This window comes from Mesorhizobium sp. M0152 (assembly GCF_040322415.1).
Taxonomy (GTDB): Bacteria; Pseudomonadota; Alphaproteobacteria; order Rhizobiales; family Rhizobiaceae; genus Mesorhizobium.
Genome location: NZ_JAMYTH010000002.1, coordinates 287,221 through 300,417 on the forward strand (window position 1 = coordinate 287,221; position 13,197 = coordinate 300,417).

A 13,197-nucleotide genomic window follows, 5' to 3' on the forward strand; every position below is an offset into this window, starting at 1 on the left:
ATTCGGTTCACCTCTTGAGAATTCCCTCCACACAGGCGCTGCGCGCCCTCGACAGTTTCGCCCGCCATGGCAGCGTTTGGCGCGCCGCCGACGAACTGCACCTGACCCGCAGCGCGGTGAGCCATCAACTTCGCCTGCTCGAACGCGATCTCGGCTTCGACCTCCTGGAGCGCATCGGCAAGGGCGTGGCCCTGACGCCACGCGGCCAACGCTATGCCAGCGACGTGCGCAAGGCGCTGACCGTGCTCGGCGATGCGGTGACGCGCGATGCAGGTACTGGCGTCGGCGGTTCGTTCGCCGTCAGTTGCACGCCGGGCTTCGCCTCGCTGTTTTTGTGCACCCATATCGCCGAGTTCCGGCAGATGTATCCGGATGTGGCGCTGCATATACTGACGCCCAGGCGGCTCGACGACGTCAGCAACGCCGAGGCCGACGCCTTCATCGCCTTCGGTGTCGGCAACTGGCCGAACCGTGCGGTCGAGCTGCTGTGCGAAATCTCGTTCACGCCGCTCTGCAGCCCGACGCTGCTCAACAAGGTCGGTGGCTTTTCCAGGCCCGCCGATGTCCTGCGCGCCAATCTCCTCCACCTTGGCGATACCGAGGACTGGGCGCGCTGGCTGGCGTTGTCCAAGGTCGAGAACCCGGATACCGAAGGCGGCATCTTTTTTTCCGACATGAACCTCGTCTTCTCGGCGGCGATTGCCGGCCAGGGCATCGCCATGGGAGACGAACTGACCAGCCGCAAGGCGCTGAGCGAGGGCCGGCTGGTCAAACCCTTCGACATAGCGATCAAATCGCCGCGCTCCTATTTCCTGGTGTCCGAGCATGCCAAGGCGAGCCACCCGGTGCTGGAAGCGTTTGGCGGATGGCTGAGGTCGAAGCTGTCGGAGAACCGCGTTCGGCCGTATTGAGAGTTCGATCTCGCAACGCACCATAGATGAATGAAATTTGCCGATCAGGCGAAAACTATTCGGTTGCGGTGAGCCGCCGGCCTGCCTACGATTTCATCTTGGACTGAGGAAGAGGCAGAATGCAGCAACCCGGCCGGGCCGCAGAGATCAAGGCAATCGGGATCGGCAAGAGCTTCGGCTCGTTCCGTGCGCTGGACGATCTGACGCTCAATATAGGCCGTGGCGAGTTCCTGACGCTGCTCGGCCCCTCCGGCTCGGGCAAGACCACTTTCCTGATGATCTTGGCCGGTTTCATACAGCCGACCGAGGGCAGGCTCTTCAGCGACGGCACCGACATCACCGATCGTCCGGCCGAGCAGCGCGCCGCCGGCATGGTGTTCCAGGGCTATGCATTGTTTCCGCATATGAGCGTGGAGGCTAACATCGCCTTCCCGCTCAAGGTGCGCAAGAAGTCAGCCGCCGAGGTCAAGCGCCGGGTCGGGGAAATGATCGAGCGTGTCGGCCTGATCGGTCACGAGAAGAAATTGCCGGCGCAGCTTTCCGGCGGCCAGCAGCAACGCGTGGCGCTCGCCCGCGCCTTGGTGTTCGAACCCGGCGTACTCCTGCTCGACGAGCCATTCTCGGCGCTGGACAAGAGCCTGCGAGGCCAGATGCAGGCCGAGATGAAGCGGCTGCATCAGGAGACCGGCACCACCTTCGTCTTCGTCACCCACGACCAGAGCGAGGCGCTGGCGTTGTCGTCGCGCGTCGCCATCTTCAATCACGGCAAGCTGCTGCAGGTCGGCGCGCCGGACGAGGTCTATGACAGGCCGGACAACCGCTTCGTCGCCGAGTTCCTCGGCGAGATCAACATGCTGCCGCTCAAAGGGGTACGCCCGGCCGACAATGGCTCGACGGGACTCTGTGAGGATCGCGCCGTCAACATGCACTGCAAGGCCGAGAAAGTCCGTGGTGACGCCATTCTCGCGGTCCGGCCCGAACATATGTCGATTGCGCGCGAGGCGGCCGTCGGCGAGAACGGCATCGCCGCGACCGCCATAGCCTCGACCTACATGGGTGCCGCGACCAAGCTCGACCTGACGACGCGGCAGGGTGCCAGAGTGACTGTCTCGGTGCCGAATGAAGTCGCGGCCGCCGCACTCAGCAACGGCAATTCCGTCTGGCTGACGTGGCCGGCGGAAAAAGGTTTCCTCCTTCCGGACGGAGGACAATGAGCGGCTGGCGCGGCCTGATATCCGCCGCACCGGCTTTCCGGAAATGATCAACAACAAAAAAGGGGAACTGACATGACAAAAGATACCAAGAAAGAAGCCATCGAGAGCCTGTCCGCCAGGGCGGTTCGCGGTGAGATCTCTCGCCGGCAATTCACGCAGTTGGCGGCACTCGCACTGGCCGGCACGCCGATGCTGTTGCGCTCGACCGGATCTTTTGCCGCGGCAAAAGAACTGGTGCTGGTGAACTGGGGCGGCGACGCCATCACGGCTTACGACGCCGCCTACGGCCAGGCCTTCACCAAGGATACCGGCATCACCGTCAAGATGGACGGCTCGGGCCCGACCGAAGGCGCCATTGCGGCGCAGTTCAAGAGCGGCGCGCCCACCTGGGACCTGGTCGACGTCGACCCGTTCTCGGCCATCACGCTCGGTGCGCAAGGCATGCTCGAGCCGATCGACTACACAATCGTCGACAAGAAGAAGATGCGCCCCGGCTTCGGCTGGGACTATGCCGCCTCGACCTATTTCTTCTCCTATGTGATCGCGTATGATTCCGAAAAATATGGCAGCAATGCACCTACCGGCATGGCCGATTTCTTCGACGTGAAGAAGTTTCCCGGCAAGCGTTCTCTCTACAAATGGGGCGTATCGAGCTGGGAAGTCGCCCTGCTGGCCGACGGCATCGCACCGGCATCGCTCTACCCGCTCGACCTGAAGCGCGCGCATGACAAGATCGCCGCTTTCAAGGAGAACATCGTCGCCTATTGGGGCGGTGGCGCCGAGAGCCAGAGCGTGCTGCTCAACGGTGAAGCTTCGATGGCCATCGTCTGGTCGACCCGCGCCTCGCTGATCGAGCAGGATTCGGGCGGCAAGATCAAGTTCATCTGGGACCAGGGCCTGATCTCGCCCGGTGCGCTTGCCGTACTCAAGAACAACCCCGGCGGCAAGGACGCGGCGATGAAGTTCATCGCCAGCGCACAGGACCCGCAAAAGCAGCTGGTCATGTTCGACAAGCTCGGACAGGGCCCGGCCAATCCGGCGACCGACGCGCTGATCCCGGCCGACAAGAAGCGTATCAACCCGGTCGACCCCGAGAACATGAAGAAGCAGATCGCGCTCGACATGGATTGGTATGCCAAGAACTACGGCGCCGCGCTCGACGAATACACCAAGATAATCTCCGCCTGACCGACGGGGATATTGACCTGATATGAGAGGCGTTCTCTCCAACAGGATGGGCGCGGCGCTGTTGATGGCGCCGCTGCTCCTGTTCCTCGTGCTGGCCTATGCCTGGCCGTTCCTCGGCGTCGTCAAATGGAGCTTCACGCTGCCGACGCCGGGGCTGGGCCAGTATCGGGCGTTGCTCACCGATAGCCTCGTGCAGTCAGTGTTCATACGCACGCTGCGCATTGCCGCCATCGTTACCATCGGCTCGGTCGCCGCTGCCTATGCCATCACCGTGGTCTGGGTGCGCGGCACGCCGGCCCAGCGCCTCGTTGCCGAATTCTGTATCTTGGTGCCGTTCTGGATTTCGGTGCTGACGCGGGCTTTCGGCTGGGTGGCGCTGTTGTCCAATCGCGGCCTGATCAACACTTGGCTGCAATCGATCGGCTTCGTCTCCGAGCCGTTGACCCTGGTGCGCAACGAGTTCGGCGTCATCGTCGGTATGACGCACTTCCTCATTCCCTTCGCTGTCTTTCCGCTGGCATCCGCCATGCGCAGCCTTGACGAGCGCGTGCTGCTCGCAGCGCGCGGGCTGGGCGCCAGCCGCATGCGCACCTTCTGGACGGTATTCGTGCCGATGACGCGCTCCGGCATCATTGGCTCGGCGCTGATCGTCTTCGTCTTTTCGCTCGGCTTCTTCGTCACGCCGGCGATCCTTGGCGGCGGCCGCAGCGTGATGATCGCCGAATTGATCTATCTCAGGATATTCCAGAGCCCTGACTGGGGGCTGGGCGCGGCGATCAGCGTCGTGCTGGTGCTGTTCGTGGGCGCGCTGATGGCGCTGCTGTTCCGCTATGTCAGACCGAAGCAACTGGTGTAGCGATGCCGACTTATCGCCCTGGACCCGTCTCGCTGATCCTCGCCGTGCTGGTGGCGCTGTTCCTGCTGTTGCCGCTGCTGGCCGTCATCCCGGTCTCGCTGACGCCGAGCCGCATGCTGGCGATGCCGTCGGGCGAGCTGTCGCTGCGCCACTACCGGTCGCTGATCGAGGATCCGCGCTGGCTCCAGTCCATCCTGCTCTCGATCCGGATAGGCATCCTCAGCAGTGCCATCTCCACCGTGCTGGCGCTATGCTTCAGCCTCGGCGTGTGGATGTTCCAGCCGCGCTTCACAGCCGCTCTGGTCGGCTTCGTATTGTTGCCGATGGTGGTGCCGCCGGTGGTCTCGGCGGTGACGCTCTATTTTCTGCTCACCTCGATCTCCGGCGTCAGCTCCTTCTTCGGCTACGACACCTGGCTCGGCGTCGCCATGGCGCATTCGGTGATGACGGTGCCTTTCGCCACCGTGCTGATCCTGGTCTCGCTCAGCCAGCTCGACCGGCGCATCGACCTCGCCGCGCGGGGCCTCGGCGCCACGGTATGGGAGCGCGCCACGCGCGTCATCATGCCCAACATCAAGTTCGGCATCGTCACCGCGGCGTTGCTGTCCTTCGTGCTCTCCTGGGAAGAGATTGGCGTCACCCTGTTCATCACCTCGGTCAATGCCATCACGCTGCCACGGCTGATGTGGATGGGCCTGCGCGACAACATCGATCCTGCGATCGCAGCCCTTTCGGTGATCTTGATCATCATCACGGTGCTGGTGCTTGCGCTTCGCAGCTTCATCGTTAGGCTGCGCGACATCAGCTGAAGAGCCTGTCGGCGAATTCGTATTTTCGAGATCGTCGGCATTCCTCCTTCCGATGATCGCCACCGCCTGCGTGCGGCGAATGGCTGTATCTGGCAAGGCAGCACCGGTCGCCACCGCACTGGCAAGAGGACAAGGACGATGACCGCGCCCGGCGATTTGCAGCAGGCACTGTTTTTGAGGCTCAAAAGCGATGCACCGCTGTCGGCGCTGCTGAGTGGCGCTGGGTTGCTCGAACGGGTAACCGACAATGCCGCCTTTCCCTACGTGACTTGCGGCCAGACCAGCGCCTTTGACTGGGATACGGGTGCCGAGAACAGCGACGATCAGCTGATCACGCTGCATGTCTGGTCGAAAGCCCAGGGCGAGGACGAAACGCTTGCCATAATGGACGCCATCGAGGCTCGCCTCGCCGACGCGGTGTTGGTGATAGGTCCTCGCGGTCAGACGCGTCTGTCGCTGGAATTCACCGAGGCCCGTTACGACGAGGAGCTCCTCGTCCACCATGGGATGCTGCGCTTTCGTGCATTGACGCAGGAAAGCGCCTGACGCTGTCAATGTTGCCGGAATGGGGTCCAGAGCGGTTCACGTTTCACGAAACGCCGAACACTCTATCTCTTTGTTTCGACGCAATTCCGGACGGAAAACCGCTTCACACTTTTCCCGGAATTGATCTAGACTGCCGTCTTCGGGTTTCGCCGGGTGGGCGGCGGATTCCGATCGATTGTCTCGCGTTTCAGGGGTGTAGCGGGCATGTTATTGATGGCGTTCACCGTTCATTTCACGTTCAGCACCGATGCGTTACAACGCCGGACATGAAAACGCTTCGCTCCCACTTCCGAACCGCGACACTGGCGCTCTGTGCTGCCGGGCTGTTCGCGTCGCAGGCGATGGCGATGCCGGTCATCGCGCCCGACCAGTCGAGCCCGGTCGTATTGGCTGCGTCCGATTGTTATGCCATCGGCCAACAGGTAGCCGAACAGAATGGCGGAACGCTGGCCAAGGCCTCGCAGTCGACACGCGGCGGCCAGCCGGTCTGCGTCATTGTCGTGCTTGTCCCGGGTAAGGACGGACAACGCCCGCGCCGTACCGAAATCGTCGTTCCGCAGAACTGACCCTGCCGTTTCCCAGCGGCTGGAATCGGCCTATATCTGCCTAGCTCTTCAACAGGTATCGAACTCCGCATGCGCGTACTCGTCGTCGAGGATGACAAGGATCTCAACCGGCAGATAGCGGATGCGCTGGTCGATGCCGGCTATGTCGTCGACCGCGCCTTCGATGGCGAGGAAGGCCATTTCCTCGGCGACACCGAGCCCTACGACGCCGTCGTGCTCGACATCGGCCTGCCGCAGATGGACGGCATCAGCGTGGTCGAACGCTGGCGGCGCGGCGGTCGCAAGATGCCTGTGCTGATCTTGACGGCGCGCGACCGCTGGAGCGACAAGGTCTCCGGCATCGACGCCGGCGCCGATGACTACGTCACCAAACCGTTCCACATCGAGGAGGTGTTGGCGAGGCTCAGGGCCCTGATCAGGCGCGCCGCCGGCCATGCCTCGTCCGAACTGACCTGCGGACCGCTGCGTCTCGACACCAAGGCATCGAAGGCCGATGTCGATGGCATGCCGCTGAAGCTGACGTCGCATGAATTCCGCCTGCTTGCCTATTTGATGCACCATATGGGCGAGGTCGTCTCGCGGACTGAACTGGTCGAGCATCTCTACGATCAGGATTTCGACCGCGATTCCAATACCATCGAGGTCTTTGTCGGGCGGCTGCGTAAGAAGATGGGCATCGACATGATCGAAACCGTGCGCGGCATGGGCTACCGCATGCGTGAGCCGGAGGCGTAACTCGGAACCGCTCAAACCAACCGTAAGGACGTTGCTTTCGCTGCGTTCGTGGCCGCGTTCGCTGACGTTCCGCGTGATCGCCTTTTCCACGGTCTGGGCGATCCTGACCCTGGTGGTTATTTTCACCCTGATCACCACGCTCTACCGTCAGGCCAGCGAGCGGGGCTTCGACAGCCTGCTTTCGGCACATCTGTTCAACCTGATCGGCTCCATCGGCATTTCCGACACGGGAGCGCTCACCGGCGCGCCCGATCTGGGCGACCTGCGGTTCTCGGAGCCGGGTTCGGGCTGGTATTGGTCGGTGGAACCCGCCTCGGAAGGCGTGCATGGCGATCTTCATTCATCCTCGATGACCAAAACCATCCCTTCGCCAAGCGTTGCCGAGGTGCCTTTCAACTCCAGCTTCCAGCGCAGCTATGCGGCCGAAGGCATCGACGGCGAGCAACTCGAAGTGTTCGAAAGCGAATTCGTTCTCGACGCCAAGAACCGCGCCGCCCGTTTTCGCGTCATGGGCAACCAGAGCGAACTCGAACAGGAGATCGCCACCTTTCAGGGCCGGCTGCTGACTTATCTGTCCCTGTTCGGCGTCGGCATGATCGCCATCAACGCGATCGCTATCCTGCTTGGCCTGCAGCCTCTGCGCAGGGTGAGGAACGCACTCGCCATGGTACGCGAGGGTACCGCGCAAAGACTCGATGGGCGGTTTCCGGCCGAGATAGAACCATTAGCCAATGAAACCAACGCATTGATCGAAAACAACAAACGCATCGTCGAGCGTTCCCGGACCCAGGTGGGCAATCTCGCCCATTCGTTGAAGACACCGCTCGCGGTGCTGCTCAACGAGGGCCGCGCGCTTGGCGGCGCCAAGGGGCAATTGATCGCCGATCAGGCTGCTTCCATGCAGAAACAGGTGGATCATTATCTGCAACGTGCCCGCGTCGCGGCGCAACGCGACAGCGTCGTCTACCGCACGCCTGTGGCGCCGCTGGTGCAGCGCATGGTGCGGGTTTTGCAAAAGCTCAACCCGCAGACCAGTCTGTCGCTGTCGCTGCCGCCCAGCGAGATCGTCTTTGCTGGTGAGCGCGAGGACCTGGAGGAACTGCTTGGCAATCTGCTCGAAAACGCGATGAAATGGGCAAAAGGCGCGGTGTCGGTGTCGGTCGTACCTTCGACCGGCAAGGACGACCCCGCCAGCCTGTTCGAGATCAGCATCGAGGACGACGGCCCGGGCATTCCCGAGGACAAGGCGCGCGAAGCGCTGAAGCGGGGACGGCGCCTGGACGAGACAAAGCCGGGAACGGGCCTGGGACTTGCCATCGTGGCCGACCTCGTCAACGAATATGGGGGCGTTCTGGCGCTCGAACGGTCCGGCATGGGCGGATTGAAGGCCGTGGTGCGGCTGCGGAGCCTTCAATGATGCTTTCCCAAGCCAATCGACATCGATGCATGGCGCGTGTTATGGCGGCATTTCGATTGGTCCATGATCGGCTGTCAGCGGCCAAATTTCCGACAAATATCAACACTATGGCCACGCCCACTTCCCCGATGACGCGGCACCCGGCTCATCCATGGCAGGCTTCAACTCAAGAAAACCGGTTGTTGGCATGAAGATTCGCGTCGCGCTTATTTCCGCATTGCTGGCCGTGTCCGGCTGCACCACCTTGAGCGGCAAGGGCCCCACGATTGCGCCGACGCCGGCCTCGACGCCTCCTTCCGGTGGCAAGGTTGCCACGTCGATCATTTCCGCGATGGGCGGTGGCCTCGTTAGCGGATCGATTGGCAGCGGCCTCAGCGATGCTGAGAAGCGAAGCGCGCTCGAGGCTGAATACAAGGCGCTCGAATACACGACGAGCGGTCAGAAGGTGACGTGGAAGGGCGCCCAGGCCTCGCGTTATGGCGAGGTGGTTCCGGCCCAGCCCTACCGCGTCGGTTCGCAGGATTGCCGCCAGTACACGCAGACCGTATTCACCGGCGGGGCCGGGGTGACGGCCCGCGGAACCGCTTGCCGCAACGCCGACGGCAGCTGGACGCCGTTGACCTGACGCTCTGGCCGGATCCAGCCGAGATCGGCCCGGGTTGACGTCGATCAAGGACATCAGGCGTGGCTGCCGTCAAAGCGTCGCAGGACGCCCGTGTTGGCAGGGCAGAGCTCTGCCGTTATTGGAATAACCATGCTGTTCTGGGTCATAGCCGCAATTCTCACGCTGGGTGCGAGCCTGGCGGTGCTGCTGCCGCTGGCCGGCGGCGCGAAGGGCTTGTCGTCGAGCCGCGATCACGATCTCGAAGTCTATCGTGATCAATTGTCCGAGCTCGACCGCGACGCCGCGCGTGGCCTGATCCAACCGGCGGAAGCGACCGAGGCACGCGCCGAGATCGCCCGCCGCATCCTTCGCCTCGATAGCGGTTCGGCCGGCAAGACATCCACCAGCCGGGCGTCGGTCGCGGCAAAGCTTGTCGCGACGATGGCGGTGCTCGTGGTGCCGCTGGTCAGCTGGGGTCTCTACGCCAAGATTGGCTCGCCTGATCTGCCGTCACAGCCGCTGAGCGAGCGGCTGGCCAAGAATCCAGCCGACAGTTCGGTCGACGAATTGGTGGCGCGCGCGGAAGCCCATCTCGCCGCCAATCCTTCCGATGGCAGGGGCTGGGACGTACTGGCGCCGGTCTATCTGCGCATGCAGCGCTTCTCCGACGCGGTGGCCGCCTATCGCAACGCTATTCGCCTCGACGGCGACAGCTCCGTCCGCCAGGCCGGTCTTGGCGAGGCGATTGCCGGTGCGGCAGGGGGCATTGTTTCGGCCGATGCACAGAAGGCCTTCGAAGCGGCGCAAAAGCTCGATCCGGCCAATGCGAAAGCCAGCTTCTACCTGGCTGTCGCCTTGGCACAGGAAGGCCGCGTCAAGGAAGCGGTTGCCGCCTGGCAGGCAATGCTGGGCAAGCTGCCGCCAGATTCGCCATGGCGCGGGGCTGTCGAGCAGGCGTTGGCCAAGTCCGGCAACCCCGAAATGGCCGCCGGCGAAGCAGCGAAAGGGCCCGATGCCGCGGATATCGACGCCGCGTCCTCCATGTCGCCGCAAGATCGGGAGGCCATGATCAACACAATGGTGGCTGGTCTCGGCGAGAAACTTCGGCAAAATCCACGCGATCCGGAAGGATGGATGCGGCTCGTTCGTTCCTATGTCGTGCTGGGCAAGCCCGATCAGGCGCGTGACGCACTGGGTCGCGCTATTGCCGTCTTCGGAGCCGACAGTGACGAAGCAAAGAAATTCACCGCGTTCGCCGCCTCGCTCGGCCTGACGGCGACGGAGTAGGACCTGACATGACGCGCAAGCAGAAACGGCTGTCGGTGATCGCGGGTGGGCTGGCTTTCCTCGGCGCCGCCACCGGGCTGACCTTCTACGCGCTCGGCCAGAAAGCGTCTTATTTCTACATGCCGGCCGATCTCACTACCGCCAGCGTCCAGCCCGGCCAGCGCATCCGGCTCGGTGGTCTGGTCGAAAAAGGCACCATCCAGCGCGGGCAGGGGGCGACGGTCGCCTTTTCGGTCACCGACACGCACAAAACGGTCAAGGTCACCTATACCGGGATCTTGCCCGACCTTTTTCGCGAGGAGCAGGGCGTCATCACCGAAGGCACCTTCGGCCCGGACGGGGTTTTCGTTGCCGACAGCGTCCTGGCCAAGCACGACGAGCGCTATATGCCCAAGGAGGTGGCCGACGGCCTGAAGGCCAAGGGTGTCTGGCAGGAGAGCAAGAGTGAGTAGCCGCGGCAGGGAAATAGGAGTGAATTACGGGCATGGTTGAAACCGGACATTTCGCCCTGGTTCTGGCGTTTGCGCTCTCGCTGGTGCAGACGATCGTGCCGCTGTTTGGCGCGCGCTTGAACAACCAGCGCCTGATGGCCGTCGGCGGCCCCGTCGCCGTGACCGGCTTTGCCCTGACGGCACTGTCCTTTGCCGCGCTTGCGAGTGCTTATGCGAGCTCCGATTTCTCGCTGGAAAACGTCTGGGAGAACTCGCATTCGCTGCAGCCGCTGATCTACAAGATCACCGGAACCTGGGGCAATCACGAAGGCTCGATGCTGCTTTGGGTGCTGATCCTGACCTTCTTCGGCGCGCTTGTCGCTGCTTTCGGCTCCAACCTCCCGGCGACGCTGCGCGCCAATGTGCTTGCCGTGCAAGGCGCCATCGGCGCCGCTTTTTTCCTGTTCATCCTGGTAACCTCCAATCCCTTCGTACGGCTCAATCCGGCACCGATCGAAGGCCGCGATCTCAACCCTGTCCTGCAGGATCTCGGCCTCGCCGTCCATCCGCCGCTGCTCTATCTCGGCTATGTCGGCTTTTCGATCTGCTTTTCCTTCTCGGTCGCCGCCCTCATCGAAGGCCGCATCGACGCGTCCTGGGCGCGCTGGGTGCGGCCATGGACATTGGTCGCCTGGATGTTCCTGACCGGCGGCATCGCCATGGGATCGTACTGGGCTTACTATGAGCTTGGCTGGGGTGGTTTCTGGTTCTGGGATCCGGTCGAGAACGCTTCGTTCATGCCGTGGTTGGCGGGCACCGCGCTGCTGCATTCCGCGATCGTCATGGAAAAGCGCTCGGCGCTGAAGATCTGGACGCTGCTGCTCGCCATCCTTACCTTTTCACTGTCGCTGCTCGGCACCTTCCTGGTGCGCTCGGGCGTCCTGACCTCCGTCCATGCCTTCGCCACCGATCCGACGCGCGGCATTTTCATCCTGTGCATATTGATGCTGTTCATCGGCGGCTCGCTGGCGCTGTTTGCGCTGCGCGCCTCGCGGCTGGCCGCCGGCGGCCTGTTCCACCCGATTTCGCGCGAAGGCGCGCTTGTCCTCAACAATCTGTTCCTGACCACGGCTACCGCCACCGTGCTCGTCGGCACGCTCTATCCGCTCGCAGTCGAGGCCTTCTCCGCCGACAAGATCTCGGTCGGCGCGCCGTTTTTCAACCTGACCTTCGGGCCGCTGATGGTGCCGCTGCTGATTGTGGTTCCGTTCGGACCGCTGCTCGCCTGGAAACGCGGCGATGTCTTCGCTGTCGCGCAACGATTGATGGTGGCGTTCGGGGCCGCCTTGCTGGCGACGCTGGTCACTGCCCTTTTGATCGATGGTGCTTCGGTGTTCGCGGCGCTTGGCGTGGGCCTTGCCGTCTGGCTGATTCTTGGCGCGCTCACCGATCTTGCGGTCAAATCCGGCTTCGGCAATGTTGCGGCGAAGGTCATGTTGCGGCGCCTGCTCGGCTTGCCGCGCTCGGTCTTCGGCACTGCTTTGGCTCATCTTGGCCTCGGCCTGACCGTGCTCGGCATCGTCGGCACGCTTTGCTTCGGCACCGAAAGGATCCTCTCGATGCGTGCCGGCGAGACGGTGGAACTGTCCGGCCGCACGATACGTTTCGTCGGGCTCTATCCTGCCCAGGGACCGAACTACAGCGAGGATCGCGGCCGCTTCGAACTGATTGGTGTCAGCGGCAATGCTGTCGGCGAAATCAGCTCCGCCAAGCGTTTCTATCCGGTGCGCCAGACGACGACGACGGAGTCCGGCATCAAGACCCTTGGCCTTTCCCAGCTTTATATTTCGCTGGGCGACGAGGGCAAGGATGGCTCGGTCGTGGTGCGTTTGTGGTGGAAACCGTTGGTGACGCTGATCTGGGGCGGTGGCCTGATGATGATGGCCGGCGCGGCCATGTCGCTGATGGACAGGCGCCTGCGCGTCGGCGCGCCATCGCGCCGCCGCAAGCAGGCGAGCGCCGTTACACCCGCGGGCACGTCATGAACGCAAGGCTTTCGCTGACCTCGCTTGTCCTGTTGCTGGCGCTGCTCTTCTCCGGCGCGGCGCAAGCGGTGAAGCCCGACGAGATGCTGGCCGACCCGGCGCTGGAGGCGAGGGCTCGCGCGCTGTCCGAAGGCCTGCGCTGCATGGTCTGCCAGAACCAGTCGATCGACGAATCCGACGCCGACCTCGCTCGCGACCTGCGTATCCTGGTGCGTCAGCGCCTCGCCGCCGGTGACACTGATCAGCAGGTGATGGACTATGTGGTTTCGCGCTACGGCGAGTTCGTGCTGCTGAAGCCCCGTTTCGATCTGCGCAACGCGCTGCTTTGGGGCACGCCTGTCCTGCTGCTTTTGGTGGGTGGCGCGTTTATTTTGCTGGGCGCGCGATCGCGCCGGAATCTGGCGACAAAATCCCTGTCGGCCGAAGAACAGACGGCGTTGGACGCGATCCTGCACCGTGACTGACGGCTGCGGTGGCCTGCAAACATTACCAAAGTTTCATGTATCGGAAATGGCGCCGTAATGTACGCCTCTCTAATTCTCTCTTCCGAGGATGCCGATTAAGGCGCGTCCCTTTGCAAGAGGATAC

The 13,197-nt window shown here is 63.1% G+C and carries 14 protein-coding genes; all 14 read left to right on the forward strand.

Annotated elements, in window-relative coordinates; translation table 11 throughout:
- Window positions 1–14 precede the first annotated feature (14 nt).
- The 14 genes from NKJ26_RS03680 to NKJ26_RS03745 all read left to right on the forward strand — a co-directional run bounded on the left by NKJ26_RS03680 (window position 15) and on the right by NKJ26_RS03745 (window position 13,073).
- Window positions 15–911, forward strand: coding sequence for a LysR substrate-binding domain-containing protein (locus NKJ26_RS03680; protein ID WP_352599573.1), 897 nt, complete (start codon window positions 15–17; stop codon window positions 909–911).
- Between the two features lie 119 nt (window positions 912–1,030).
- Complete coding sequence (locus tag NKJ26_RS03685) at window positions 1,031–2,125, forward strand: ABC transporter ATP-binding protein (RefSeq protein ID WP_352599575.1); 1,095 nt, start codon at window positions 1,031–1,033, stop codon at window positions 2,123–2,125.
- Between the two features lie 72 nt (window positions 2,126–2,197).
- Window positions 2,198–3,313, forward strand: coding sequence for an ABC transporter substrate-binding protein (locus tag NKJ26_RS03690; RefSeq protein ID WP_352599578.1), 1,116 nt, complete (start codon window positions 2,198–2,200; stop codon window positions 3,311–3,313).
- Window positions 3,314–3,335: 22 nt separating this feature from the next.
- The gene (locus tag NKJ26_RS03695; protein ID WP_352693769.1) at window positions 3,336–4,169 is read left to right on the forward strand and encodes an ABC transporter permease; all 834 of its coding nucleotides are present in this window, start codon (window positions 3,336–3,338) and stop codon (window positions 4,167–4,169) included.
- A gap of 2 nt (window positions 4,170–4,171) precedes the next feature.
- Window positions 4,172–4,978 carry an ABC transporter permease gene (locus tag NKJ26_RS03700; RefSeq protein WP_352599583.1) on the forward strand — a complete coding sequence of 269 codons (807 nt, stop codon included), beginning with the start codon at window positions 4,172–4,174 and terminating at the stop codon, window positions 4,976–4,978.
- A 138-nt stretch (window positions 4,979–5,116) separates the two neighbouring features.
- Window positions 5,117–5,524 (forward strand): DUF3168 domain-containing protein, encoded by a 408-nt coding sequence (locus NKJ26_RS03705; RefSeq protein WP_352599585.1) that lies wholly within the window; start codon window positions 5,117–5,119, stop codon window positions 5,522–5,524.
- A 266-nt stretch (window positions 5,525–5,790) separates the two neighbouring features.
- Window positions 5,791–6,090: a hypothetical protein gene (locus tag NKJ26_RS03710; RefSeq protein ID WP_352599587.1), complete on the forward strand. Its 300-nt coding sequence runs from the start codon at window positions 5,791–5,793 to the stop codon at window positions 6,088–6,090.
- 69 nt (window positions 6,091–6,159) lie between these two features.
- Window positions 6,160–6,825: a response regulator transcription factor gene (locus tag NKJ26_RS03715; protein ID WP_027022797.1), complete on the forward strand. Its 666-nt coding sequence runs from the start codon at window positions 6,160–6,162 to the stop codon at window positions 6,823–6,825.
- The gene (locus tag NKJ26_RS03720) at window positions 6,809–8,242 is read left to right on the forward strand and encodes an ATP-binding protein (RefSeq protein WP_352599590.1); all 1,434 of its coding nucleotides are present in this window, start codon (window positions 6,809–6,811) and stop codon (window positions 8,240–8,242) included. The genes NKJ26_RS03715 and NKJ26_RS03720 overlap by 17 nt, the downstream gene beginning before the upstream one ends.
- Window positions 8,243–8,429: 187 nt before the next feature.
- Window positions 8,430–8,867 carry an RT0821/Lpp0805 family surface protein gene (locus NKJ26_RS03725; protein ID WP_352599759.1) on the forward strand — a complete coding sequence of 146 codons (438 nt, stop codon included), beginning with the start codon at window positions 8,430–8,432 and terminating at the stop codon, window positions 8,865–8,867.
- A 129-nt stretch (window positions 8,868–8,996) separates the two neighbouring features.
- Window positions 8,997–10,133 carry a c-type cytochrome biogenesis protein CcmI gene (gene ccmI, locus NKJ26_RS03730; protein WP_352693772.1) on the forward strand — a complete coding sequence of 379 codons (1,137 nt, stop codon included), beginning with the start codon at window positions 8,997–8,999 and terminating at the stop codon, window positions 10,131–10,133.
- 8 nt (window positions 10,134–10,141) lie between these two features.
- A complete protein-coding gene (gene ccmE / locus NKJ26_RS03735) occupies window positions 10,142–10,585 on the forward strand; it encodes a cytochrome c maturation protein CcmE (RefSeq protein WP_352693774.1) in 444 nt (147 codons plus the stop codon).
- 32 nt (window positions 10,586–10,617) lie between these two features.
- A complete protein-coding gene (locus NKJ26_RS03740) occupies window positions 10,618–12,609 on the forward strand; it encodes a heme lyase CcmF/NrfE family subunit (protein WP_352693776.1) in 1,992 nt (663 codons plus the stop codon).
- Window positions 12,606–13,073, forward strand: a complete 468-nt coding sequence (locus NKJ26_RS03745; RefSeq protein ID WP_352599600.1) for a cytochrome c-type biogenesis protein — start codon at window positions 12,606–12,608, stop codon at window positions 13,071–13,073. The genes NKJ26_RS03740 and NKJ26_RS03745 overlap by 4 nt, the downstream gene beginning before the upstream one ends.
- The last annotated feature ends 124 nt before the right edge of the window (window positions 13,074–13,197 follow it).

Coding starts and splice junctions, on each gene's coding strand:
- NKJ26_RS03685 (WP_352599575.1), top strand. CDS start 1,031: ATGCAGCAACCCGGCCGGGCCGCAGAGATCAAGGCAATCGGGATCGGC.
- NKJ26_RS03690 (WP_352599578.1), top strand. CDS start 2,198: ATGACAAAAGATACCAAGAAAGAAGCCATCGAGAGCCTGTCCGCCAGG.
- NKJ26_RS03695 (WP_352693769.1), top strand. CDS start 3,336: ATGAGAGGCGTTCTCTCCAACAGGATGGGCGCGGCGCTGTTGATGGCG.
- NKJ26_RS03700 (WP_352599583.1), top strand. CDS start 4,172: ATGCCGACTTATCGCCCTGGACCCGTCTCGCTGATCCTCGCCGTGCTG.
- NKJ26_RS03705 (WP_352599585.1), top strand. CDS start 5,117: ATGACCGCGCCCGGCGATTTGCAGCAGGCACTGTTTTTGAGGCTCAAA.
- NKJ26_RS03710 (WP_352599587.1), top strand. CDS start 5,791: ATGAAAACGCTTCGCTCCCACTTCCGAACCGCGACACTGGCGCTCTGT.
- NKJ26_RS03715 (WP_027022797.1), top strand. CDS start 6,160: ATGCGCGTACTCGTCGTCGAGGATGACAAGGATCTCAACCGGCAGATA.
- NKJ26_RS03725 (WP_352599759.1), top strand. CDS start 8,430: ATGAAGATTCGCGTCGCGCTTATTTCCGCATTGCTGGCCGTGTCCGGC.
- ccmI (WP_352693772.1), top strand. CDS start 8,997: ATGCTGTTCTGGGTCATAGCCGCAATTCTCACGCTGGGTGCGAGCCTG.
- ccmE (WP_352693774.1), top strand. CDS start 10,142: ATGACGCGCAAGCAGAAACGGCTGTCGGTGATCGCGGGTGGGCTGGCT.
- NKJ26_RS03740 (WP_352693776.1), top strand. CDS start 10,618: ATGGTTGAAACCGGACATTTCGCCCTGGTTCTGGCGTTTGCGCTCTCG.
- NKJ26_RS03745 (WP_352599600.1), top strand. CDS start 12,606: ATGAACGCAAGGCTTTCGCTGACCTCGCTTGTCCTGTTGCTGGCGCTG.